The organism is Nonomuraea angiospora (assembly GCF_014873145.1).
GTDB lineage: Bacteria > Actinomycetota > Actinomycetes > Streptosporangiales > Streptosporangiaceae > Nonomuraea > Nonomuraea angiospora.
In genome coordinates this window covers 5,136,083-5,159,908 of sequence record NZ_JADBEK010000001.1, presented here as the reverse complement: position 1 = coordinate 5,159,908, position 23,826 = coordinate 5,136,083, and the positions used below count along the sequence as shown (strand labels likewise).

Genomic DNA, 23,826 nt, shown 5'->3' with positions numbered 1-23,826 from the left:
GTTCGCGAGGAGGGGCCGGGTGGCGCGGACGGCGGACGATCTTCCGCTCCGGCTGGCCCGGGCCATGCTGTGGGCCTCGTTCGGCATCCTGTTCTCCATCCGCGCGTTCGGCGCGCTGGACAGCGGCGCCGGCCCGCTCGGGGTGCTGCTCCCGATGGCGTCGTACCCGCCGCTGGTCGCGCTGGCGGTGCGGCACTGGACCCCGGCCGTCCGGTACGCGCTCCTCGCGGCCGTGGTGCTGCTCTACTTCCTGCCGTTCCCGGTCGTCGGCGAGTCCTGGGACTGGATGCCGTGGACCGTGGCCGCCGCCGTGCTGTGCGCTCTTCCCCGGCGGGTCGCCTGGCCGCTGTTCGTCCTCGTCGTGGTCGCGGCCGGCGCGTCGGTCCTCGTGCTCGGGTACGACTCCTATCCCGGGGAGGAGGTACAGGCCCTCCTCGGATACATGATCATCACGGCGGACGACGGTCTCATCGTGTTCGGCCTGTCCGCGCTCGTCCGGGCCGTCGAGCAGGTGCACGGCACCCGGGACGAACTGGCCCGGGTGGCCCTGGCCAAGGAGCGCCTGCGGCTGGAGGGAGAGTTACGCGGGGTCCTCGGCGGAAAGCTGCGCGCGATCGCGTTCCGGATGCGGAAGGCGGCCCAGGAGGAGCCCGCGCAGGCCCGGCACGACCTCCGGGAAGGGGTCGAGCTCGCGCGGCGCACGCTGGCGGAGGTGCGGGCCACGGCCGGCGCCTACCGCGCCGCCGAACCTCAGGAGGCCCCGCCGCCGATCGAGTCGCCGCGCCTGGCCCGGCACGTGCTGCTCGCGGTCCTGCTCATCCAGTGCGTGCTCGTCCTGAGGGTCATGGCGCCCGCGCACCCCTACGACCGGCCGGCCTTCGCCCTCGCGGCGGCCCTGCTGGCCGCCGTCGTCATCCTCCAGGTACTGCCGCCGTCGCGGGCGGTGCTGATCGCGCAGAGCCTGCTGATCCTGCTGCCACTCGCCGTCTTCCCCGAGTCCTGGGATCGCTTGCTGAGCGTCTTCACGGGCAAACTGCTGCTCAACGTACGCCCGCCGCTCTCCTGGGCGATGACCGGGGTCATCCTGGCCGGGCACCTCGCCTGGCTCCTCCACTCCGTGGACAGCGGCGCCATGTTCGTCGACGACGTCGCCGCGGCGCTCTCCCTGTTCGGCGGCCACATCATGATCATGTGGCTGGTGTACTGCCTCGGCCGGCTGAGCGGGCTGCTCACCGTGCTCGAGCGGATGCGGCACGAGCTCGCCGAGGCGGCGGTCCGGCGCGAACGGGCGCGCGTCGCCGGTGACCTGCACGACGTGCTGGGCTTCAGCCTGTCGGCGGTCGTGCTGAAGGGCGAGGTGGCCGAACGCCTGCTGGACACCGACCCCGCCCGGGCCAGGTCCGAGATCGCCGCGCTCGGGTCGCTGGTCGAACGAGCGGTGGCGGAGCTCGGCTCCATCGCCGGGAACCGGGTCGAGCTGCGGCTCCGCACCGAGATCGACGCGGCCCGCGAGGTGCTGGCGAGCGCCGGCGTCGAGGTGGTGGCGCGCGTCGAGACGGGCCCGCTGGCGGCGGAGGCCGACACCGCGCTGGCCACCGTGCTCCGTGAGGGCGTCACCAACGTCCTGCGCCACAGCCGGGCCCGCACCTGCGAGATCACCGTGTCGGAGGCGGCGGGGTCGGTACGGCTGCGGCTGGTCAACGACGGCGCCACCGAACGGCCAGGGGAGCGGGGGACCGGGCTCGACAGCATCGCGTCGCGGACCGGCGGGCGGCTGGCGGCAGGGCACCGCCCCGGTGGCAGGTTCGAGGTGCTCGCCGAGTTCCGCACGGATCCGGCCGGGCCCGCGCCGGGGCCTCTAAGGTGAGTGATCGTGACGACGGAACCGGCCCACCTGAGCCCGGAAGATCTCGCCGAACTGCGCACATGAGCGTGGTCCGGGTTCTCCTCGCGGAGGACATGCTCCTCCTGCGTGAGGCGCTGGTGGAGCTGCTCCACCTCCACGACGGCATCGACGTGGTGGCCCAGGTGTCCAGCGGGCCGGAGATCGTGGCGGCGGCGGAGCGTCATCGGCCGGACGTCGCGGTGATCGACATCGACCTGCCGGGGATGGACGGCATCACGGCCGCCGCCGCGCTGAACGACCGGCTGCCCGGCTGCCGGGTGCTGATCCTGACCGCGCTGAGCAGGCCGGGCGAGCTGCGCCGCGCGCTCGATGCGAGGGTCGCCGGGTTCGTCCCCAAGGACATCAGGCCCGGCGACCTCGTCGCCGCCATCCGGACGGTCGCCGCCGGAGGCGAGGTGGTGGACCCGGCCCTGGCCATGACCGCGTTGCGGGCGCCGGAGAGCCCGCTCACCCAGCGCGAGACGGAGGTGCTGCGGCTGTCGGCGACCGGAGCCCAGCCGATGGAGATCGCCGAGCGGCTCTTCCTCACGTACGGCACGGTCCGCAACTACCTGACCTCAGCGGTCGCCAAACTGGGCGCCCGCAACCGGATCGACGCCATCCGCATCGCCTCGGAGGCCGGCTGGCTCTGACGGCAGGCAGGACGCACGCGCTGAAAGGCGTCTCACGATGCCGCAGAGGACGCGAAGTCGTCGAGGAGGTCGTTGAAGAGGTCAGGGCGCTCCATGCTGGGGTAGTGGGCGGCGCCGTCGATCGAGATCGCCCGCCCGCCGGCGACGCTGCGGGCGAGGCGTTCGGCCATGCCGATGTGGTCGGGCGAGTCGAGGGCGCCGTTGACGGCCAGCACGGGAACGCCGATCCCGGCGGCGCGCTCCCAGGTGTCGCGGACCGGGACGAGCAGGTCGGGCTCGCCGGCGGTGTGCTTGGACATGGTGGCCCTGGCCATCCGGCGCAGGCGGCCGGCGACGCCGGGGTCGAGGTCGTCGAGGGTGCGGTGCGGGCCCGCGGCGAACAGCATGAAGCCCTCGACGGAGCCCTCCAGATCGCCGGCGGCCATCGCCGCGTGCCAGGTGGCCAGGGCGCGGGTGGTCCAGGGGTCGGTGAAGTACGGCTCGCCGGTGCCGGCGCCGCTGACGACCACGGCGGCGACCAGGTCGGGGTGCTCCAGCGCGGTGTCGACCGCGATGCTCGCGCCCATGGACACGCCCGCCAGGACCGCCGGCTCCGTGTCCAGGTGGCGCAGCAGCGCGGCGAGGTCGTCGGCGAGCCGGTACGGCTCGGTCGCGTTGGCGGAGCGGCCGTGGCCGCGGGCGTCGGGCGCGATGACGCGGTAGCGCGAGGCGAAGCGGGGAATCTGGTCGTCCCACATGCCGTGGTCGAGGAAGCCGCCGTGCAGCAGGACGAGGGGGCGTCCGGCGCAAGGTGGAGCAGGACGCGCCCATCGAGGGACTGTCGGTGGGCGTGCGGGCCGTGCTCAACCTGCTGCGCGAGCACGGGCCCATGACCGTCCCCCAGATGGGGCGGGACCAGGCGCTGAGCCGCCAGTTCGTCCAGCGGATGATCAACCATGCGGCCGGGCGGGGGCTGGTCGAGTTCGCGGCCAACCCGGCGCACAAGAGGTCGTCGCTCATCCGGCTGACCGAGCGGGGGCGGGCCGTCATCACCGCCGTGATCGACCGCGAGCGCGCCGAGCTGCGCCGGATCGGCGGCGACCTCACCGACGCCGAGGTCACCGCCTGCCTCCGGGTCCTCTCGCGCCTGCTCGGGCATCTCGACGACATAGACATGGACTGAAGGGGACCTCATCCCACGGGGTAGTCCTTGAGCGGCACCACGTCCTCGGCCACCTCCACCGGGGGTTCGGTGGGCGGCTGGAGGAACCAGCGGGCCGCCGCCCGGCCGTGCAACTGGTTGCGCTCGACGTAGTCGCGCAGCCGGCTCTCGTACGCGGCGAAGGCGGTGGCGTGGTCCGGGGCCTCCGCCAGCTCGCCGGCCAGCACGTACGCGCCGATCAGCGCCTGCGAGGTGCCGCGGCCGGAGGTGGGCGCGGCGCAGTAGGCGGCGTCGCCGACCAGCGCCACCCGGCCGGCCGACCACGAGTCCATCACGACCTGGCCGGAGGAGTCGAAGAAGAACTCCTCGGCCTCGCTCATCGCCTCCAGCAGCCGGGGCACCTCCCAGCCCGCGCCGGCGAAGTGCTCGGCCACCAGCTTCTCCTGCTGCCGGCGGTCGCGCCGGTCGTAGTCCAGGTGGTCGGCCCCGAACGACAGGCCGACGCGCAGCTCGCTGTTGCCGCGGGCGGCGAAGGCCAGCGCGTTGCGGCCGGTGGTGTTGTACATCAGGCCCGTGCGGTCGAGGCCGAACAGGTTGGGCGTGGTGAACAGCGCGCCGTAGATGCCCAGGTGGCGGACATATTGGGACTCGGGGCCGAAGGCGAGCCGGCGCACGGTCGAGTGCATCCCGTCCGCGCCGATCACCAGGTCGAACGTACGTGATCTGGCGCGCTCGAAGGTCACGTGGACGCCGGAGCCGTCCTGGTCGAGCCCCGTGATCGTGTCGTCGAAGAGGTAGTCGGTGGTGTCGCGGGTGGCCTCGTACAGGATGGCCGTCACGTCGGACTTGAGCACCTCCAGGTCGCCGGAGATGGCCTCGGCGGGCAGCTCGGCCAGGGGCGCGCCGGCGTCGTCGACCAGCGTCATCCCGGTCATCCCCGTCTCGTGCCGGCGCATCTCCTCCAGCAGGCCCATCCGCTCCAGCACCTCCAGCGCGCTGCCGCGGAAGTCGATGGCGGCGCCGCCGCCGCGGACGACCGGGGCCCGCTCCACGATCGTGGGCGCGTGGCCGTGCCGGTGCAGCCAGTAGGCCAGGGCGGGGCCGGCGACGCTGCCGCCGGAGATCAGGATCCGCATGGGATTTCCCTTCTCGGTTGGTGTGGGGCAACCGTACGCAGAATTTGGGCAAATGCGCAAGACGGCCGTCTCATGCGTACGTGCTAGGCTGCTCGCCATGGGAAACCGTGAGGACCTGCTGGCCGGGGCGCGGCGCTGTCTGGAGGAGAAGGGGTGGGCGCGCACGACCGTCCGCGACATCTCGGCGGCGGCCGGCGTCAGCATGGCTGCGATCGGCTACCACTTCGGCTCGCGCGAGGCGCTGCTCAACGCGGCGCTGGTGGAGGCGATGCGGGAGTGGGGCGAGCAGATCGGCGTCGCGATGGCCGCCGTGGACGAGACGGCCGCGCCCGGCCAGCGCTTCGAGGCGCTCTGGGAGCGGCTCATCGCGTCGATCGGCGAGCACCGCACGCTGTGGCTGGCCAATCTGGAGGCCATGGTGCAGGCCGAGCACTCGCCGGAGCTGCGTGACGAGCTCGTGGCCGGTCAGCGCGAGGGCCGCCGCGGCATGGCCGCGCACCTGGTGGACGGCGACGAGGCGGACATCGCCGAGCGCGAGGTGCGCACCGTCGGCTCGGTCCACCTCGCGCTGCTGCTGGGCGTGATGGCGCAGTGGCTCAACGACCCGGAGCAGGCCCCGACGGGGGCGGAGGTCCTGGCGGGCCTGCGCGCGCTGACCGCCCGGATGGGGTGAAGTTCGTCAACCGTTGGGACGGCAGGCGCTGGCGGCTCATGGGGTCGGGCCGGACCACGATCACCGATCTGGACGTCCCGGACGGCGGGCACGCCTGGGTCGTGGGCCGCGACGACCGTACCAGGGGAGTGTTCTTCAAGCGCTATCACGGCGGCCGCTGGACGAGCCTGCCCGCGCCGGCGTCCCTGAGGGAGATCAGCGTCCGCACGGCCGGAGAGATCTGGGGCTGGGGCCCCTCCGCCGTCATGCGCTGGGACGGCAGGGCGTGGCACCCGGTGGCGCTGCCCGCCGTCGCGGTGCCCGCGGCGGCCCAGCCCGCGTACGGACCGGTGTGCGGGCGCTCCGGTACGCCGGCGGCGTGCTGACCCGGCAGAGCGTCACTCCGCCGGCGACCGGTTTCGCATGGACGGACCTCGTCGCCGTGCCGCGTACGGGCTCGGCGCTGGCCGCGGGCTTCGCCTGGAAACCTCCTCAGGGAGACGTGATCTTCCGCAGCTCCTGGCGCCGCAGGTCCAGCCGCACCCTGGCCAGCCAGGACCCCCAGCCGTTCTCCGGCCGGCTGTCCCCGACGCGCAGGTAGAACGTACGGGCCTGGCCCCGCAGCTCGTTGAGGTCGAGCGTGCGCGCCGAGCGGTTGGACAGGTCGCGCACGTCGGCGCTCTCCCGCAGCACGGTCCGCCAGCTCCGGTTGTCGGCCGAGACCTGCACCAGGAACTGGTTGCCGATGTCCAGCGTCACCGAACCCCCGCTCACCTGGGCCGGCAGCTCGAACTTGCCGGGAGGTCGGCCGGGGTCGGTTGGTCGGGATATCACGTGGCGTGGCTGTCGCCGTCGGTGAAACGGGCGCGCCCGTCGAACACCTCGCCGTCGAGCTGCGACCCGTCGGCCTCCAGCAGCCACGGCTCCTCGGCGGCCGTGCCGGGCGTGAACTCCACGGTGTCGCCGATCACCGTGACCGTCACCTGTTCGGCGGCCGGCCCCTGGTCGGAGGTCGCGGCGAGCCGGATCGGGTGGCTGCCTGGACCCGCCGTCGCCGGCACCGTCACCTGGAACGTCACGGTCTGGGACGCGCCCGGCGCGACGGGACCGAAGGCGACCCCTCCCGAGGGCTGGATCGTCCAGCCCTCGGGGCCGGTCGCGGTCAGCCGTCCGGTGGCGGGCCGGTCGGCGTGGTCGGACACGGTCACCGGGAGCGTCACGGTCTCCCCGGGAGCCGCGAAGACCCCGGCGGCCTCGATGACCAGCGGTGACGTGGCGGGTGGCGCGGGGGCGAGCAGCTCGATCTCCGCGAGCGACGTGCCGCCGGTGAACCTGATCCGGTAGTGGGCGTACGCGCCGGGATGCGCGATCTTGAACGGACGGGTCTGCAGCCGCCACGGGAAGCTCTCGCCGGCCCGCTCGTCGAGCACCTTCCACGACGTGCCGTCGGCGGAGCCCTCCAGGACCCATCCGGCCGGATCCTCGGTAGCCTGCCCGGCGCCGGAGGTGAGCGTGTAGTAACGCGCCTCCCGCTCGCCGTCGAAGGTGTACCGCACCCATTCGGGCAGGGTCGCCCGGGTGCCCGAGTCGTCGTCGAACAGCGCGCTCACGTCGGCGCCGCCGGCCGCCGACGCGGTGCCGCGCCCCGGCCCCGTGAGGTCGCGCAGCGGGGCGGGGATCCGGTCGTCGTCGGTGATCGAGGGCGGGGCGGCGTTCCTGCCCGTGCCCCAGCGCGACGGCTTCGGCCCCATCTCGAACACCAGCTCGCCGCCCTTGGCGATCAGGTCGTGCGGGAGGTACGCCTTGTCGTACGCCCTGCCGTTGACCTTCAGCCCCTGCACGTAGACGTTGCGCGGGCTGTTGCCCGGCGCCCTGATCACCAGCTTCCCGCCGCCCTCCAGGTGCACCGTCGCCTTCTTGAACAGCGGCGAGCCGATCGCGTAGTAGGGGCTGCCCATCTGCAGCGGGTAGAAGCCCAGCGCCCCGAAGACCTGCCAGGCCGACATCTCCCCGTTGTCCTCGTCGCCGGGGTAGCCCTGGCCGATCTCGCTGCCCAGGTAGAGCCGCGAGAGCGCCTCGCGTACCTTGGCCTGGGTCTTCCACGGTTGTCCCGCGTAGTCGTACATGTAGGCGATGTGGTGCGAGGGCTGGTTGCTGTGCCCGTACTGGCCCATCCGGATGTCCCGGGCCTCGCGCATCTCGTGGATGATCCCCCGGTACGAGCCGGGGAACGTCGCCGTCTCCTGGGTGGTGAAGAACGCGTCCAGCTTGGCGGCCAGCTTGTCCGCGCCGCCGTACAGGTTGGCCAGGCCGCGGCCGTCCTGCGGGACGTGGAAGGCCATGTTCCAGCCGTCGGTCTCGGTGTAGTCGAAGCCCCACGTGCGCGGGTCGTAGGCGCTCGGCTCGAGCCGGAAGGAGCCGTCGGCGTTCCTGCCCTGGAAGAAGCGGACCGCCGGGTCGAACAGGTGGACGTAGTTACGCGCCCTGTTCCGAAAATATTCGTACTCCTCCAGGTAGCGGGCACGCTGCGCCCCCGTGGACCGCCCGGCCAGCGCCTTGGCCATGTTCGCGATCCCGAAGTCGTTGATGTAGCCGTCCATCGCCCACGACATCGCCTCGCCGGTCGACTGGACGCTCGTGTACCCGAGGAAGGCGGAGGTGGTCAGGCCCTTGCGGCCCACGTGCCGGGTGGGCGGGGCGACGGTGGCGTTCTTGACCGCGGCCTGGTAGGCGGCCACGGCGTCGAAGCCGGTCACCCCCTTCAGGTACGCGTCGGCGAAGGCGACGTCGGAGCTGGTGCCGACCATCAGATCGGCATAGCCGGGCGAGGACCACCGGGCGATCCAGCCGCCGTCCAGGTACTGCCGCACGAACCCGTCGATCATCTCCCCGGCCGCCTTCGGCGTCAGCAGCGCGTACGCGGGCCAGGTGGTGCGGTAGGTGTCCCAGAAGCCGTTGTTGACGTACACCTTCCCGTCCGCCACCGGCGCCCCCGTCTGGGTGGGCGTGCTGGGCGGGGTGCTGGTCGCCGACTGCACGGCGTGCTTGAAGACCGGCGCGGCGGCGGTGCCGGTGTTCTCGAAGCCGGAGTTGGGATACAGGAACAGCCGGTACAGGTTGGAGTACAGCGTGACGAGCTGGTCCCGGCTCGCCCCTTCGACCTCGATGACGCCCAGCTTGGCGTCCCACGCCCGGCGCGCCCGCTCGCTGACCGTCTCCAGGGTGTCCGAGGCGGCGATCTCCAGCTCCAGGTTGTGCCTGGCCTGGTCGACGCTGATCAGCGAGGACGCGATGCGCATGGTGACCGTTCTCGTCTCGCCCGCGTCGAAGGACAGGTAGCCGAGCACGTTGTCGCGGCCCTGGCCGGTCAGCTTGCCGCCGCCGGTGACCGGGCGGTCGAAGACGGCGTAGTAGAACATCCGCGTGGCCCCGGTGGACAGGTCGCTGCGCACGTCGGAGTAGCCGGTCACCACGCCGCCGGCCGGGTCCAGGGTCAGGCCGCCGCTGTTGTTCACGTTGTCGAAGATCAGCTTGGCCTCGGCGCCGGGGAAGGTGAAGCGGGCCAGCGCCGCGTGGTCGGCCGGGGCGATCTCTGTCTTGAGCCCGTTGTCGAAGGTGACCGCGTACAGGTGGGGCTGCGCGACCTCCCGCTCGTGGCGGAAGGCCAGCGCGCGGGCGGCACGGGACGGGTTGGGCACTCCCTCGGCCGCCGAGGGCATGAACTGGAACGTCTGCCGGTCACCCATCCACGGGCTGGGCTCGTGGCCGGCGGCGAACGCCTGGATCTCGGGCAGGTTGGCGGCGTTGTTGGCCCGGTGGTAGTCGTACAGCCAGCTCGTCGAGCCGGCGTTGGTCATCGGCGTCCAGAAGTTGAACCCGTGCGGCACCGCGGTGGCCGGGAAGTTGTTGCCCCGCGAGAAGCCGCCGGTGGAGTGCGTCCCCCGGGTGGTCACCACGTACTGGGCAGGGCTGCGATCGCCGCGTGCCGGGCGGCCCTCGTACGGCTGCCGCTTCCGCTCCGAGACGATCTTGATGTCGTCCACCCACCCGCGGAACCCGGCGGGCCCCGCCGGGCTGTCGTAGGCCACCAGGATGCGGCTGATCCGCTTGCCCCTGGCGACCTCGCCGATCCGGGCGAGCTTGTAGTTCCACTGGTCGGCGTACAGGGTCTTGGACTCGCCCTGCTCGCGCGGCGCCAGCCGGACGCCGTGCTGGTCGACGGCCTTCAGCTCGCTGAGGTAGGTGCCGTCGCGGAAGGCCAGGTCCACCGAGACGTACGTGCTGGGGTAGCGCAGGTCGGCCGCGGTGAACTCGGGGAAGACCAGGTAGGACAGCTCCGTCGTGGCCGTGACCGGGATGTCCACCTCGAACACCTTGTTGGTGGAGTGGCCGCCGGTCTGGGCGGTGGTGCTGCCCGCGTACTGGAGCGCCCGCAGGCCGGAGAAGCCGGCGCGCGGCTTGGACACGAAGCCGCCGTTCGGCCCCGCGCCGATCCGGCTGCGCATGTCGGTGGGCGGCGTGGGGCCGGTCCGGCCGTCCGACAGCTCCCACCCGGCCAGCTGCAGGGTCGAGCCGCCGCCGATCCGGGTGACGTTCAGCCGGTAGTGGGCGTAGGCGGTCGGGTTGGCGAAGCGGTACTCCTTGCGCTGGAAGCGCGCCGTGAACGTCTCGCCGGCCCGGGTGTCCAGGGTGGTCCAGCTCTGCCCGTCCTGCGAGCCCTGCAGCTGCCAGTCGCGCGGGTCGCGTTCGGGGGAGTCGTTGGCCGAGGTCAGCGCGTAGTGCACGACCGCGACCGGGGCGGACAGGCCGTACTGCGCCCAGCCGGTGCCGGCGAACACCAGCCACTTGGTGTTCGCGTCGTCGTCGGCCAGGTTCTCCTTACCCTCGCCGCCGGAGGCGTTCTCGCCGCTGGCGCCGAACTGGGCGATCTTGTCCGAGATGCTGCCCTCGATGCGCCCGGGCAGGGTGCCGATGACGTTCGCGGCCTTCTTGACGCCGCGGGCGTCGGTCTCTGTCGTGTCGGCCCACGTCGGCTGCGGGTCGCCGGGCTCGAAGGAGGAGGCGAAGGCGGCGCCCTCGGCCTGGGCCAGGGCCTGCCCGTCCCGCGCCGCCCGCCGCGTCTCCGCCGCGGGCGGAGCCGGCTCGGCGGCCTGCGGGCCGGGGGGTGGGCTGTAGGAGGGGTTGGGGGTCGGAGTGCCCGAAGGGCCGGGATTGGGCACGGGCTCAGGACCGGCCGGGCCGGTCAGCGCGGCGGCGGGTGCGGCGAGGGCGAGGGTGGTCACGGCGCATAAGACCGCCATCATAAGAGATCGTTTACGACGGGACGGGGAAGGCCAGGGGGTGCTCACAGCGGTCTCCCAGGAGGAGTGATGACAACGTTGTCAACCCCGATCTGTTAAGGAAGTTTTCAAATCGGCGGCGCGCTGTCAAGACCTCAGTGGGAGCCGACCAGGACCTTGAGCGCGATGATGGCCAGCCCCAGCGCGAGATTGGCGGCCCCGGACAGGGCCACGACCCGCGGGGAGGCCCGGGCCGTGACGGCCGCCGCGACGGCCCAGGCCGCCTGGCTCGCCACGGCGACGACCAGCGCCACCCAGGTCGACGCCCTGTCGGACAGGCCCAGCGACGAGGCGAAGGCGGCGCCGATGGCAGGGGGGAACGAGGCCTGCGCCACCGGCCAGTCGTGCCGGGCGGCCGTGCGCAGCCGCTGCCAGGTCAGGGGCTGGATTCCGCTGGACACCACCCGGGCGTAGACGTGGGCGAGCCAGAACACCACGCCCGTGCAGATCAGCACGACCACGAGGTCGCCCGCGGACACCGGCGTGCCGTCCACCGCGCTGCCGGCCACGACCGAGGCCGCCAGCAGCGAGCCGTACACGGCTCCCGCGTACTCGGTCCGCTCCCCACCGGTGTCATGCGTGTCCATGGCAGCAGTGTCGTCGGGCGCCCGCCGGGCACGGCCGGTCGGCGTGCGGGACGATGCACAGTTTTGGGCTGTTCGGAAGACCGGCCCCACCCCGTGAGAGGATCTGCTGGCGATATGGCCTGGTTTTCGATCGTTGGGGGAACGATGTTCGCAATATCCCTGGGCGAGGACGGCGCGGAGCTGCGGCCGCTGGAGCCGTGGCACGCGGAGGAGCTCCTGGCCCACATGGACCGGGGGCGGGAGTTCGTCGGGCAGTTCATCTCGTTCGCGGACAAGGTCACGGACCTGGAGTCGAGCCGGTCGCTGCTTCACCTGTACATGGAGAAGGCCGCCACCGACACCGGGCGGATCTACGGCATCTGGACGGACGGCACGCTGGTCGGCGGGCTGCTGTTCCGCACGATGGACGTCAAGACGGGCGTCGCGGAGGTGGGCTGCTGGCTGGAGCCGTCGGCGGCGGGCAAGGGCCTGGTGACCAGGGCCGCACGGGTGATCATCGACTGGGCCGTCGAGGAGCGGGGCATCCACCGCATCGAGTGGGTGGTCGCGTCGGAGAACACGGCCAGCATCGCCGTGGCCCGGCGGCTGGGGATGACCAGGGACGGCGTGCTGCGGGAGAGCTACCCGCACCGGGGCAAGCGGCACGACATGGAGATCTGGTCGGTGCTCGCGCCCGAGTGGCGCGCGGCCAGGCAGCCCTCCTAGCCGGGCTCCTCATGGACTGACGTGGGCGCAGTGGCGGAACACGTCGCCGGGGTCCCAGGCCGCCTTCACCTGCTGCAGCCGGCGATACCTGCGCACGCCCATCGCCCAGCGCACCCGGTCGTCGTCGGCCTGCTCCAGGTTCAGGTAGGAGCCGGTGACCCCGTGCTTCCTGATCGCCGCGGTCACCTCCTGCACCCAGGCCAGGTTGGCGGGATCGTCGCCCGGATCCACCCAGACGCCGACGGGATGCACCAGCCAGCGCCCGCCGTGGCGGCTCGGGAACGCGGAGTCCGGCGCCGTCCTGACCGCCTCAGGCAGCGGCGAGACGATCAGCTGCGACAGCGGGCTCGGCGCGGCGATCGCGGCGTCCTGCAGGTCGGAGATCAGGCTCGGGTCGAGGCCGGGCACGAACTCCGCCGACCACCTGTTGCGCCGCCCCGGCTGCGAGCCGTCGTCCAGCATCGACTGCAGCGCCGGGTACGGCATCGGCTGGACCGCGTCGAACAGCGGCGTCGCCGCCTCGAACAGCGGCCGGATCACCTCCGCGCCCGCCTCCGGGTCGCCGAGCCAGGCGGGCACGATCGCGAGGATCGGCCGCCCCACCACGTGCCCGGGCACGAACGGCGCCGGCGGCGCCGTCAGGAAGACCGCCGCGGGGGCGAAGTCGTCGTGCCCGGCCGAGTGCAGCCGCTCCAGGGCGTCCAGTACGGCGGGCGCGTCGGACACCCGGTAACCGAGCATGCCGCCGAGCACCAGCGGACCCAGCGGGTGCAGGCGAAAAGTGAACGACATGACCACGCCGAAGTTGCCGCCCCCGCCGCGCAGCGCCCACATCAGCTCGGGCTCGCTCTCGTCGTCGGCGACGACCACCCGGCCGTCGGCCGTGACGAGCTCGACGGCGATCAGGTTGTCGCAGCTCAGCCCGTACCTCGCGGACAGCCAGCCCTCGCCGCCCCCGAGGGTGAGCCCGGCGACGCCGGTGTGGCTGATCCGGCCGCCGGGCACGGCCAGGCCGTGCGCCTGCGTGGCCTGGTCGACCTCGCCCCAGATCGTGCCCGCCTGAACGACGGCCGTCCGCGCGGCCGCGTCCACGGTGACGCCGCGCAGCGCCGACAGGTCGATCACGAGGTCGCCGCCGAGCGCGTGCCCGGCCACCCCGTGCCCGCCACCGCGCACGCTGACCTCCAGCGCGTGCTCGCGGGCGTAGGCCAGCACGCCGACGACGTCGGCGGTGCCGCTGACCCGCACGATCGCGGCCGGCCTGCGGTCGATCATGCCGTTGTGCAGGGCTCGGGCGTCCTCGTAGCCGGCGTCCTGCGGGGTGAGGACCTCTCCTCGTACGGTGGCTCGCAGGTCCGTGATGTCTTGTGTCATGAGGCCAGCCTGAGCGGATGACCTTGCAGCCCCGTTTCACGGACGTCTCACGGAATTCGCTGAGATAATCCCCCCGTGCCCTCCCTCCCCGGCCTGGACGTCCTCGTGCTCGGACCGGTCACCGTCCGTGCCGGGGACGCGACGATCGTGGTGGATCGTCTCCTTGAGCGCGCGCTGCTGACCCGGCTCGCGCTGGCGGGCGGGTCTCCGGTTCCGGACGCGCGGCTGGCCGCCGACCTGTGGGGGGAGGCGGAGCTGGCCCGCCCCACCGAACGCCTGCGCGTCCTCGTCTCCCGCCTCCGCGCCACCCTCCCCTCAGGCCCCTCCGGCCCGGGCCCCTCCGTTCCCGCCGGTCTTGCCAGCCCCGCTGGCCCCGCGGACCCCGGAGGCCCTGGACCCGTTGGCCCCGCCGTCCCCGGCGGCCCTGGATCCGTTCGCCCCGGCGACGCCGCTGGCCCCCTTGGCCACGCTGGCCCCGTCCGCCCCGGGCCGGGCGGGGGCGGCGCGGGCCGGTCGCGGCAGGCGTCACCCCTGGTCAGGACGCCCGGCGGCTACGCGCTCGACGCCCACGCCGCCGACCTGGTCAAGGCCCGGGCCGCCGCCGAGCGGGCGCACGCGGCGGCCCGATCCGGCGACCACGCGGGCGTCCGGGACGCGGCGGCGCAGGCGCTCGGGCTCTGGCGCGGCAGCGCGCTGGCGGACCTGCGGGCGATTCCCTATGCCGAGCTGGAGGGGCACCGGCTGGAGTCGTGGCGACTGGACCTGACGGTGCAGCGGCTCACCGCCGACCTCGCCCTCGGCGCGGCGGCGGAGGCGGGCACGGAGCTGGAGCGGCTGGCGGACGAGAATCCGCTGCACGAGCGGCTGTCCTGCCTGCTGGCGCTGGCCCTCTATCGCAACGGCCGGCAGGCCGACGCGCTCGACCGGCTGGCCAGGCTCCGCCGCAGGCTGGCCGACGCGCTGGGCGTCGACCCGGTCCCGGAGACGGCTGCGCTGGAGCTGCGGATCCTCCGCCAGGACCCATCCCTGCAGCTCACGAACGCCACCTTGGCGGAAGCCGAAATCGCGCCCAGACCGGCGCCGTCTTCGCTCCCTGCGGCGTCGCCCGAACCGGCGCCGTCATCGCTCTCTGCGGCATCGTCGGGGCTGGAGCCGTCCCCGCTCTCTGCAGCGTCGCCCCAGCCGGAGCCGTCCCCGCTCGCCTTCGGGTCGCCGCCTGCCGCAGAGTCGTCCCCGGCCTCCGCCGGGGTGCCCGCCGCGGAGTCGTCCTCGGCCTCCGTCGGGGCGCTCGCCGCAGAGTCGTCCTCGGCCTCCGTCGGGGCGCTCGCTGCGGAGTCGTCCTCGGCCTCCGCCGGGTCGCCGGGCCCGTCCGCTGTCGAGTCGGCGCCCCCGCGTCAGGCTCGCCCCCGGGTGCGCCTGCCGGGTCCCGCGACGAGCTTCGTCGGCCGGGACGGTGAGCTGGCGGCGCTGGTGAGGCGGCTTACGCGACCGGGGCTCGTCACGCTCACGGGCGGGCCGGGCAGCGGCAAGTCGAGGCTGGCCATCGAGGCGGCCAGGGCGGTGGCCCAGGTCTCGGCCGCGGAGCCCAGGGCGGTGGCCCTGGTGGAGCTGGCGCCGTTACACCGGGAAGGGGCGGTGCGCGCGGCGGTGGCGGCCGCCGTGGGGCTAGAGTCGGAGTCCGACGATCCTCTGCCGGAGCTGGCAGCGCGCCTGGAGGGCGGGTTGCTGGTGCTCGACAACGCCGAGCACCTCGTCGACCAGGTGGCCGAGCTGGTCATCGGGCTGCTGGGCCGTACCGACGGGCTGGCCGTGCTGGTCACCTCGCAGCTCCCGCTGCTGGTGGCGGGGGAGGAGCTCAACCGGGTCGGACCGCTGCCCGCGCACGCGGCGGCGACGCTGTTCACCCAGCGGTGCGCCCCCGACCAGGTCGACGCCGAGCCCGCCGCCGTCGCGGCGATCTGCGCCGCCGTGGACCGGTTGCCGCTGGGGATCGAGCTGGCCGCCGGTCTGACCCGTACGCTCACCGTGGCGCAGCTGGCCGCCCGGGTCGAGGACCGGCTGCGCCTGCTGGTGGGCGGCGGCCGCAGCGCGGGCGGCCGGCACACGAGCCTGCGCGCCGCCCTCGACTGGAGCCATGACCTGCTGGCCGAGCGGGAACGGCTGGTGCTGCGGCGGGTGTCGGTGTTCAGCGGCGGCTTCGACCTGGAGGCCGCCGAACACGTCGTGCCCGGCGTGACGGTCGGCCCTGGATCGGTCGGCCCTGGATCGGGCGGCCATGGATCGGGCTGGACCGGATCCGGCGGCACCGGATTGGGCGGCCCTGGATCGGGCGGCCCTGGATGGGACGGCACCGGAAGGGGCGGCCCTGGAAGGGGCGGCCCTGGATCGGTAGGCATCGGAACGGGTGACCTCTCAACGGTCGGTCCCGGAATGGGCGGCTCCGGGGCGGAGGGTCCCGGCATGAGCGGTCCCGGCAGGGGTGACGTCGTCGGGGAGGGCCTGGCCGTCGGGGATGTTGCGCCGGCGCTGGCCGAGCTGGCCGATCGGAGCCTGGTCACCGTGGAGACGTCCGGGGGCGGGCGGCGGTTCGGGCTGCTGGAGACCGTGCGCGACTACGCGCGGGCGAAGCTGCTCGCCGCCGGGGAGACGGAGGGCGCGCTGGCCGCCCATCTGGGCTGGTGCGTGGCGTTCGTCCGCCGGCTCGGCGCGCCGACCGACTTCCTTGCGGCGGAGGAGGTGTCGGCCGTGTTCGCGGAGTGGCCCAACCTGCTCGACGCGCTGGAGCGCGCTCCCGGCACCGAGCGGGCGGCCGACGGCCTGCGGCTCGCGCTCGAACTGCACACGCCGTGGCTGATCCGCGGCTGGTACGGCGAGGCCGAGCGGCATTTCTCCGCCCTGGCCGACGCGCCGGGCAGCACGCCGACCGAGCAGGCGACCGCGCTGAGCGACCACGCCTTCGTCTCCACCATGGTCGGCAGGTTCGACGCGGCGGCCGAGCTGCTGACCAGGGCCGCCGAGCTGGCCGAGATCGCGTCGGACGACATGGTGACCATGAACGTCCTCTACTACCGCGGTATCGTGGAGATCGAGCGCGGCCGCCTGCGCGAGGCGCTCCCGCCGCTGCTCCAGGGCCTGGAGCTGGCCGAAAGCGTCTCCCACACGCAGCGGGTGTCCGCCTTCGCCGACGCGCTCGGCACGCTCCACCTCTACTCGGGCGACGCCGAGCAGGCACTCCAGCGCTACGTCACCGCCAACGCCTTCGACCTGGAGACCGGCGACGAGCACGGGCTGGCACGCGGTCTCAGCAACCAGGCGCAGGCGCTGCTGGGCATGGGCCACCTCAAGGAGGCGCTGGCGTGCGCCACCGAGTCCGACCACTACGCCGCGCGGCTGGACGACCGCCAGATCCTCCCGCTCAACGAGCTGATCAGGGGCGCCGTCGCCATGGCCGAGGGGGAGCTGGGCCGCGCGGAAGGCCACATGCGCACGGCCGTCGGCTACACGGTCACCGACGGCTCCGGGGCTAGCATGGCGCACATCGACCTGGCCGACGTGCTCATCCGGCGCGGGGAGCTCGACGAGGCCGCGGCGCTGCTGGACGAGGTCTACGCCGAGTCGGCCGAGCACAGCACGCCCTGGCTCGCGGCCCGGGCCGTGTCGGCGGCGCTGGCGCTCGCAGGCCGGGACCGGCGGCGGGCCGGCGAACTGGCGGAGGCGACGGCCACCGCCTACGCCGCCTCGGGCTTCGGCTGGCCCCGATACGCCGCCCGCCTGGCGGAGGTCAGAGCCGCGCTCGCCACACCATGACCGGACCGGGAACACCGGCCTCAGCTCGCCACCACCTCGGCCGCGAGCTTGAAGGCTCAGGCCACCGCGACCTCGGTCGGGAAACGTGAGGATTCGGATCGCCATCTCGGTCGGGAAGCGTGAGGTCTGCTCGCGACCTCAGTCGGGAAGAGTGAGGGGGTCTGCTCGCGCCCTCAGTCGGAAGCGTGAGGAGGTCCGCTCGCGCCCTCGGTCGGGAAGTGCGAGGGGCCGCCTGCCGACCTCGGCCGGGAAGCTAAGGGGTCAGCTCGCCACCACCTCGGTCGGGAGTGCCTGGTCGTAGCCGCCGATCTGGACCTTCACCGACGTGACGTTCGCGCTGGGCGCCGGGAAGAGCCCCCACAGCGTCACCTCGGCGCCCGCGGGCACCGTGTCGAGCTTGCCCGGCGCGAAGGAGGCGCTCATCGTGCCGACGAAGTCGAAGTACGTGGGCGCGGCGAAGCCGCACAGCTCCTGCCGGCCGTTCCGGGCCGCGATCGACAGCTGGCCCGAGGTGAGCTCCTTGGGCGTGAAGTGGTTCTCGTACTCCAGGGACGCGGCCTGCGGCCCGGGGTTGGTGACCTTGACGCTCGCCAGGAGGTAGCCCGACAGCCGCCGTACGCTCTCCACCCGCACCTGGAGCCCCGCGTCGGTCAGGTCGGTGCCCGTCTCCGGGACCGGCACGGTGGTGTCGCTGTCGATCTGCACCTCCACCCGCCGGTTCTGCGCCCGCCCGTCCGGATCGTCGCTGCCGTCGGGCTTGGTGTTGGGCGCGACGGGCTCGCCCTCGCCGTGCCCCTTCGTCCGGTAGGCGAAGCCGTCGCCGAGAGAAGGACGCAGCACCTGGCTGACGGCCGCGGCGCGTTCCTGCGACAGCGTCTGGTTGTCGGAGGTGCCCCCGATCGCGTCGGTGTGTCCGTCCACGGTCACCGATCCGGACGAGGCGGAGACCCGGCCGCGCAGCGCCTCGATGGCGGACTTGGCCGACGGTGACAGCTTGGAGCTGCCGAACTCGAACAGCACGTCGCTGGGCAGCCGGAACGCCTCACGCCTGCCGCCCGTCGTCCTGCAGACCAGCGGGCCGACCTGGAGCTTGTTGTGCGGGCCGCGCAGGGCGGGGTCGTCGGCCGGTTCGGCGTCCGTGATCGGCACGGTCACCGGGAGCAGACCGTTCAGCACGACGAGCATCTCGGTGGCCTCCTTGGGCGGTGCGGCGAACACCGCCGTCACCGGGGCCGACCGGCCCGGTTCGATGTCGACGTCCGCGCTGATCCGTCCGTCCGGGCCCGAGCTGCCGATCAGGCCGTACGCGGTGCCGCGGGGCAGGTCCACCAGCGTGATCAGCTGCTCGCGGCTGTCGAGGCCGAGCGTGCCGAGGGAGATCTCGTCGTCCGTGCCGTTGAAGAGCTCGAACTGCAGCGCCAGCTCGTTCTCGCCGGACCTGACCAGGCGCAGGTTCCGGCCCTCGACCGGCAGCGCGGACGAGGTGGGCCCGGCGACCACGCCTTCCGAGGGCGACTCTGGCTGCGAAGAGGACTCCTCCTGCGTGGGGGAGGGGTCCTCAGGCTGGTCCCGCGCCGGGGCGTCGGGAGCCTTCACCGAGCCCGAGCCCGAGCCCGAGCCCGAGCCCGAGGCTGAGGGCTGGGCCGGCCCTCCCAGCGCGCCACAGGCGGAAAGGGTGAGCACGAGCGCCGCTCCGCAGGCCACGCTCCTGGTCATGTCAGTCATGGGCATGCGGACAAGCCTGGAAGCACGGCGTTCCACCGACATTTCACCGGAATCTCACCGAGGGACGGCGTGATCGAGGCTCCCGACCTCACCAAGCGCGGCTCTCACGGCTCCAGGCCGAACAGCGCCCAGGACTCGCCCGCGGCCAGGCCGGCCAGTTCACGGCCGCACTCCCGCAGCGACTGCGGGCCCGAGGTGATGTGCGCGGCGCCGGCGTGGACGTCCCTGAACAGCCGCTGGATCAGCCCGTCGCGCAGCGCCGAGGTGCCGCCCGACGCGTAGACGAAGTGGGAGACCTCGGTGATCGTCGACGTGATGTGGTTGAGCGCGAGCCGCACCATCGTCTCCTGCCGTACGTCGAGCGTCCGGCCCGAGTCGAGGGTGCGTTCCACGTCGTCCCACGTCTCGCGCACCAGGGCCGCCGCGGCGCGGAACTTCGCCTCGGCACGGGCGAAGTCGGTGTGGAAGGCGTCGCTGTCGGCGATCTGCCCGGTCCGCCCGGCCCGTGCCACGGCGTAGCGGCTCAGCTCGTCCAGCAGTCGGCGGCCGACGCCGAGCGCCCAGGAGGAGTGGCAGATCAGCGCCTGGTCGAGCAGGCAGAGCCGGTAGATGGCGCCGCCGCGCAGGGGCACGTTCGTGCCGAAGACGTGCGACTGCGACTCCGGCACGAAGACGTCGTCCATCGAGTAGTCGATGCTGCCGGTCGCGCGCAGGCCCAGGACGTCCCAGTTGCCGAGCGGCTTGACGTCCTCGATCGGGGTGATGAAGATCCGGACCTCGTCGGTGCCCTCGATGGCGCCCAGGCTGTGGACGTACTGGGAGTGCAGCATGGCGGAGGCGAAGCTCCACTGCCCGCTGAGGCGGAAGCCCCCGTCCTCGGGGACGGCGACGCCCGGCCGGGTGCCCTGGCCCGCGAAGAGCGGCATCCGGGGGCCCTTGAAGATCCGTTCGACGGCCTCGTCGCCCAGGTAGGCGCCGGCCGTGCCGTTCTCCAGGCAGGTGGCCATGACCACCCAGCCCGTCGAGGGGTCGGCGTAGGAGAGCTCCCCGAGGACGGCCATCAGCTCCCTGGGCGACAGCTCGGCGCCGCCGAGCGGCACTGGCACCCATATGCCGAAAAGTCCTGCCTCGTGTAGGGCGTCCACGACGGAGGTGGTGAGTCGGCCCTGCTCCTCGGCCTGGTCCGCGTCGCGCTCGATCAGCGGGCGCAGCGCGCGGGCTCGCTCCAGCAGGGTGTTGCCCGCGGTGTGCAGTCGCGGCGTGTCGCTCATGTCCAGGTGCTCCTGTTCGCGATCGTCGGCGCTCTTACTCCGTCAGATCACGTAAGCGACGCGTTGTCCAGAGCCGCCGCGGCAACCTCAGGGGCCGGCCGCCCGGCTCGATCCGCGGACGATCAGCTCGGTGGCGAGCTCGAAGTGGCGGGACTCGATCTTCTCGCCGGCGGCCAGGCGCAGGGCCGTGCGCAGGGCGATGCCACCCATCTCGCGCAGCGGCTGGCGTACGGTGGTCAGCTGCGGCGAGGTCATGACCGCGACCTCGGTGTCGTCGAAGCCGACCACGCTGAGGTCCTCCGGGACGCGCAGCCCCGCGCCCTGGCGGCCTGCACGGCGCCGAGGGCACTCCCGTCGCTGGCGGCGAAGATGGCCGTCGGCGGGAGCCGCAGGTCGAGCAGGGCGGCTCCGCCCGTCCCCCCGTCGGGATAGCGGAAGCCCGAAGTACGGACGTATCCGGCGGGCACCGGCACGCCCGCGGCCTCCATCGCGGCGCGGTAGCCGTGCATGCGTGCCTGGTCGCAGGCCGCGTCGGCGATGTCATCGAGGTAGGCGATGCGACGGTGCCCGAGGTCCAGCAGATGCCGGGTGGCGGACAGGCCGCCGGCGAAGTTGGTGGCGCCGACGCTGGTCACAGGGGTGTCCGGCAGGTTCAGCGGGTCGACGACGACCACGGGCAGGCGAGCCCGGGACAGCGCGGCGAGCTGGGCCGGGGCCGGCTCGCCGCCGATGGTGATCACCGAGCGGAGTAGGTACACAGATCCGAGGCCACCTCCACCTGGACGGTGGCCGGGGCCGCCGTCCGCGCCCGGCGTGACCGGCGGGCGACGTAGCCGTGCTCCTGCAGCAGGGACTGCACCAGCGAACGGGTGGCGGGCGCGACGTCGGTGCGGCCGTTGAGGACCTTCGACACGGTGGCCACGGACACGCCGGCCGAGGCGGCGATGGTGGCCAGCGTGGAACGCCCGGAATTGCCCGGCATCGATACCTCCCTCAGGAAACCACCCTAATGGGAGAGATCAACCGAGGACGGGCAGTCGGGACACGTCAGGGATTGCCCGATCGGCAGACGGGCGTGGTGCGGTATTCGACGGACGCGCCGGTGGCGTCGGAGATCACCGCCCGGATGTCGTACCGCACCGTGGGCTGGCAGCCGATCCCCACGAAACTCCTGTTGTCGTACGCGGGGACGTAGCCGCCGTCGACGAACCAGCGGATGGCGACCGGCGCGATCGCCCCGCTGTAGGAGACCGAGCAGAGGAAGCGCCGCGCGAGCGGTTCGCAGCTGCCCTCGTCCAGGGTCAGGGCCATGACCGTGGCCGTGGCCCTCGCCGGGCCGGCCGTCGTGGTGGCGGCCGACGCGGGCGCGACCGGGCAGAGGAGCAGGCCGATCGCCAGGACAGCGGGCGGGAGGAGTCTGTACGACGTGCGCATTTCCGGTCTCCCTTTTGGCCGACGACGGAATCGGGGGTTTCGCGTTCACGGGCACGAGCGGGATCCCGCCCGGCATCGACGGCAGTCATGTCTCCGGGCGTCGGCTCCAGTATGGAAGGGCGGGCAAGGCGAATCCAGGGCTAGGAGGGCCGGTCGTTCGGCGGCGGCGTGAACTGGCCGTAGCGGACGGCGCGGGTCTGCTCGCCCGAGGGCGGCTGGGCCTGGCCGTGCGGGGGCGCGGGGTACCCGTACGGGCCCGGTCCGTACTGGGGGTTGGCGTGGTACGGGCCCGGTCTGTACTGGTGGTTGTTGTGGTCCGGAGCCGACCCGTACGGGGAGCCGGCGTGGTCCCGGGCCGACCCGTACTGGGGGTTGGCGCGCTCCGGGGCTGACCCGTACGGTGCGGCGCCGTAGCCGTCGGCGTTGTAGGCCACGGGGCCGTGCCCGTCGGCGCCCTGCCCGTACGGCGCTTGGCCGTAAGCTGCCTGCCCGTACGCCGCTTGCCCGTGGGCCGCCTGCCCGTATGCGTCCGGCCCGTATGCGCCCTGCCCGTATGCCTCCTGCGCCGGGGGCGGCGCCTGGCCCGCCGGGAGCTGCCGCCATGACGGAGGCTGCACCGCGCCGGGCGGCGGCTGGACGAAGGACGGCTCGGAGTGGCGGCGCCGGCGCCCGCGGCGGCGGAGGACCTTGGCCAGGACCGCGACGATCACGGCGGCGACCAGCACGCCGGCCCCGATCAGCACCCACAGCAGGAGCGGCTTGGGCGACTCGTCCTTGCCCGCGGAGATCGCCTGCTGGGCGTCGCTGATGTACTTGGCCACGTACGGGTGGTTCGGGAACAGCGCCTGGACCTCGCGGAACTTCGGCAACGAGTCCGAGTAGTAGTGCCGGAAGAAGTCGTTGAGCGCCTCGTTGTAGCGGGTCGTCGTGGTGGTCTGGGCGGGCTTGATGTTCTTCTCGCCGAGCTTCTCCTTGATGATGCCGACCGGCAGGACGAAGCTCTCGCTCTCCGACGCCTCGCCGTTCTCGCTCACCGTGCCGGCGATCAGCATGCCGATGACCTTGCCGTCCTTGCTGAACACCGGGCCGCCGGAGTTGCCGTGGTAGGAGGGCGCCTGGGTCTGGATGTACGGCACGCCGGTCTGCGTGGTGCGCTTGGCGTTGTACGGGCCCTCGGTCAGCGCCGGCTCCAGCTTGGACTCCAGGCTGAAGAACGGCGTATTGGTGACCAGGCCGGGGAAGCCGCTGATGTAGAGCGTGTCACCGGTACGCACGTCGGAGTCGTCGCCGAGCGGCACGGTCGGCAGGTTCTGCTGGCCGTTGACCTTGAGCAGCGCGAAGTCCTTGCCGGGGTAGCTCTCGCCCACCGACACCAGCTCGGCCGGGACCGGCTTGGCCGTCTTGTCCACGCCGCCGCCGGGCAGGCTCTGGACCACCGACAGGCTCTGCTTCAGGTTGCGGAGCTGCATGTGGTTGGTGTTGAACGTGACGTAGATCTGCTGCGCGAGCTTGACGATCTCCTCGTCGGCCTCCAGGCCCCGCAGCCCGCTGATGATCTCCTTGGCGTCCTGCTGGTTGAACTTGGCCAGCGCCTGCTGCGCGAACAGCCGGCTCAGCTCGGTCTCGCCGACCTGGACGCAGTGCGCGCCGGTGACCATGTAGCCGTCGGGGGTGACCCACCAGCCGGTGCACAGGCCGCCGACCTCGGCTTCGACCGTGCGCTCCGGGGTGGTCGAGGCGAGGTAGGTGTCCACGTCGGCCGCGATCTGCTGGAACAGCCACTTGGCGATGCTGCGCTCGTCCGAGGAGATCTTGCCGGACGCCACGGTGGCGGTGGCCTGCTCCACGAGCCGGTTGAACGCGGGCTGGTTGATCGTGCTGGTCGGCACGGCGACCGTGCCGGTGTAGGTGAAGCTCGTCAGCTGGACGGCGGGCTGGGTACGCGCCGCCAGCCAGGTGCCGACGGGCACGTCGGGCCGCTCATCGGGCGCGTCGTCGGCGGCCGCCGGTAACGCGGGCAGCGCGACCGCCATGGCGACCGCCGCACCTGCGGCGATCTTCATCAACCTTGTCCTGAAATTTCCGCTCACATTCGGAAATGGTGAGGTCCGGCTCTT

At 72.9% G+C, this 23,826-nt stretch carries 18 protein-coding genes and 1 pseudogene; 7 read left to right on the top strand and 12 right to left on the bottom strand.

What is annotated here, in order from left to right:
- Nucleotides 1-19 precede the first annotated feature (19 nt).
- Together H4W80_RS63730 and H4W80_RS23280 are read left to right on the top strand one after the other, a co-directional pair.
- Entirely contained in the window at nt 20-1,867 is a 1,848-nt protein-coding gene (locus H4W80_RS63730; RefSeq protein WP_192787030.1) for a sensor histidine kinase, read from the top strand.
- Between the two features lie 65 nt (nt 1,868-1,932).
- Complete coding sequence (locus tag H4W80_RS23280) at nt 1,933-2,538, top strand: response regulator transcription factor (protein ID WP_192793689.1); 606 nt, start codon at nt 1,933-1,935, stop codon at nt 2,536-2,538.
- A 32-nt stretch (nt 2,539-2,570) separates the two neighbouring features.
- Here the strand turns inward: H4W80_RS23280 and H4W80_RS23275 are convergent, their stop codons facing one another.
- On the bottom strand, nt 2,571-3,302 hold the full coding sequence (locus H4W80_RS23275; protein WP_225965180.1) for an alpha/beta fold hydrolase: 732 nt from the start codon (nt 3,300-3,302) through the stop codon (nt 2,571-2,573).
- 26 nt (nt 3,303-3,328) lie between these two features.
- On the opposite strand from H4W80_RS23275, the gene H4W80_RS23270 reads away from it, so the two are divergent.
- Nucleotides 3,329-3,700 (top strand): MarR family winged helix-turn-helix transcriptional regulator, encoded by a 372-nt coding sequence (locus tag H4W80_RS23270; RefSeq protein ID WP_192787028.1) that lies wholly within the window; start codon nt 3,329-3,331, stop codon nt 3,698-3,700.
- Nucleotides 3,701-3,708: 8 nt separating this feature from the next.
- Here the strand turns inward: H4W80_RS23270 and H4W80_RS23265 are convergent, their stop codons facing one another.
- Nucleotides 3,709-4,815 (bottom strand): FAD-dependent monooxygenase, encoded by a 1,107-nt coding sequence (locus tag H4W80_RS23265; RefSeq protein WP_192787027.1) that lies wholly within the window; start codon nt 4,813-4,815, stop codon nt 3,709-3,711.
- Nucleotides 4,816-4,912: 97 nt separating this feature from the next.
- Between H4W80_RS23265 and H4W80_RS23260 the strand changes: the two genes are divergently transcribed.
- Together H4W80_RS23260 and H4W80_RS23255 are read left to right on the top strand one after the other, a co-directional pair.
- A complete protein-coding gene (locus H4W80_RS23260) occupies nt 4,913-5,488 on the top strand; it encodes a TetR/AcrR family transcriptional regulator (protein ID WP_192787026.1) in 576 nt (191 codons plus the stop codon).
- Entirely contained in the window at nt 5,485-5,853 is a 369-nt protein-coding gene (locus H4W80_RS23255; RefSeq protein ID WP_192787025.1) for a hypothetical protein, read from the top strand. The genes H4W80_RS23260 and H4W80_RS23255 overlap by 4 nt, the downstream gene beginning before the upstream one ends.
- Before the next feature lie 106 nt (nt 5,854-5,959).
- On the opposite strand, the gene H4W80_RS23250 is transcribed toward H4W80_RS23255, so the two are convergent.
- The 3 genes from H4W80_RS23250 to H4W80_RS23240 all read right to left on the bottom strand — a co-directional run bounded on the left by H4W80_RS23250 (nt 5,960) and on the right by H4W80_RS23240 (nt 11,393).
- Complete coding sequence (locus tag H4W80_RS23250; RefSeq protein WP_192787024.1) at nt 5,960-6,301, bottom strand: hypothetical protein; 342 nt, start codon at nt 6,299-6,301, stop codon at nt 5,960-5,962.
- Entirely contained in the window at nt 6,298-10,749 is a 4,452-nt protein-coding gene (locus H4W80_RS23245; protein ID WP_318787015.1) for a GH92 family glycosyl hydrolase, read from the bottom strand. The genes H4W80_RS23250 and H4W80_RS23245 overlap by 4 nt, the downstream gene beginning before the upstream one ends.
- 152 nt (nt 10,750-10,901) lie before the next feature.
- Nucleotides 10,902-11,393: a hypothetical protein gene (locus tag H4W80_RS23240; RefSeq protein ID WP_192787023.1), complete on the bottom strand. Its 492-nt coding sequence runs from the start codon at nt 11,391-11,393 to the stop codon at nt 10,902-10,904.
- A 144-nt stretch (nt 11,394-11,537) separates the two neighbouring features.
- Between H4W80_RS23240 and H4W80_RS23235 the strand changes: the two genes are divergently transcribed.
- Nucleotides 11,538-12,098 carry a GNAT family N-acetyltransferase gene (locus tag H4W80_RS23235; protein ID WP_192787022.1) on the top strand — a complete coding sequence of 187 codons (561 nt, stop codon included), beginning with the start codon at nt 11,538-11,540 and terminating at the stop codon, nt 12,096-12,098.
- A gap of 9 nt (nt 12,099-12,107) precedes the next feature.
- Here H4W80_RS23235 and H4W80_RS23230 read toward each other — a convergent pair whose 3' ends face one another.
- Nucleotides 12,108-13,472, bottom strand: a complete 1,365-nt coding sequence (locus H4W80_RS23230) for an FAD-binding oxidoreductase (RefSeq protein WP_192793687.1) — start codon at nt 13,470-13,472, stop codon at nt 12,108-12,110.
- Nucleotides 13,473-13,547: 75 nt separating this feature from the next.
- Here H4W80_RS23230 and H4W80_RS23225 point away from each other — a divergent pair, with 75 nt between their 5' ends.
- Nucleotides 13,548-17,279, top strand: coding sequence for an AfsR/SARP family transcriptional regulator (locus H4W80_RS23225; protein WP_192787021.1), 3,732 nt, complete (start codon nt 13,548-13,550; stop codon nt 17,277-17,279).
- Nucleotides 17,280-17,540: 261 nt separating this feature from the next.
- Here H4W80_RS23225 and H4W80_RS23220 read toward each other — a convergent pair whose 3' ends face one another.
- The 6 genes and pseudogenes from H4W80_RS23220 to H4W80_RS23200 all read right to left on the bottom strand — a co-directional run bounded on the left by H4W80_RS23220 (nt 17,541) and on the right by H4W80_RS23200 (nt 23,772).
- Nucleotides 17,541-19,010: an OmpA family protein gene (locus tag H4W80_RS23220; protein ID WP_192787020.1), complete on the bottom strand. Its 1,470-nt coding sequence runs from the start codon at nt 19,008-19,010 to the stop codon at nt 17,541-17,543.
- A 98-nt stretch (nt 19,011-19,108) separates the two neighbouring features.
- On the bottom strand, nt 19,109-20,275 hold the full coding sequence (locus H4W80_RS23215) for an acyl-CoA dehydrogenase family protein (protein ID WP_192787019.1): 1,167 nt from the start codon (nt 20,273-20,275) through the stop codon (nt 19,109-19,111).
- Between the two features lie 87 nt (nt 20,276-20,362).
- Nucleotides 20,363-20,949: pseudogene (locus H4W80_RS23210) on the bottom strand (substrate-binding domain-containing protein).
- A 62-nt stretch (nt 20,950-21,011) separates the two neighbouring features.
- Nucleotides 21,012-21,257, bottom strand: a complete 246-nt coding sequence (locus tag H4W80_RS60955; RefSeq protein WP_225963614.1) for a LacI family DNA-binding transcriptional regulator — start codon at nt 21,255-21,257, stop codon at nt 21,012-21,014.
- 65 nt (nt 21,258-21,322) lie between these two features.
- Nucleotides 21,323-21,709: a hypothetical protein gene (locus H4W80_RS23205; RefSeq protein WP_192787018.1), complete on the bottom strand. Its 387-nt coding sequence runs from the start codon at nt 21,707-21,709 to the stop codon at nt 21,323-21,325.
- A gap of 140 nt (nt 21,710-21,849) precedes the next feature.
- A complete protein-coding gene (locus H4W80_RS23200) occupies nt 21,850-23,772 on the bottom strand; it encodes a S1 family peptidase (protein ID WP_192787017.1) in 1,923 nt (640 codons plus the stop codon).
- Nucleotides 23,773-23,826 lie beyond the last annotated feature (54 nt).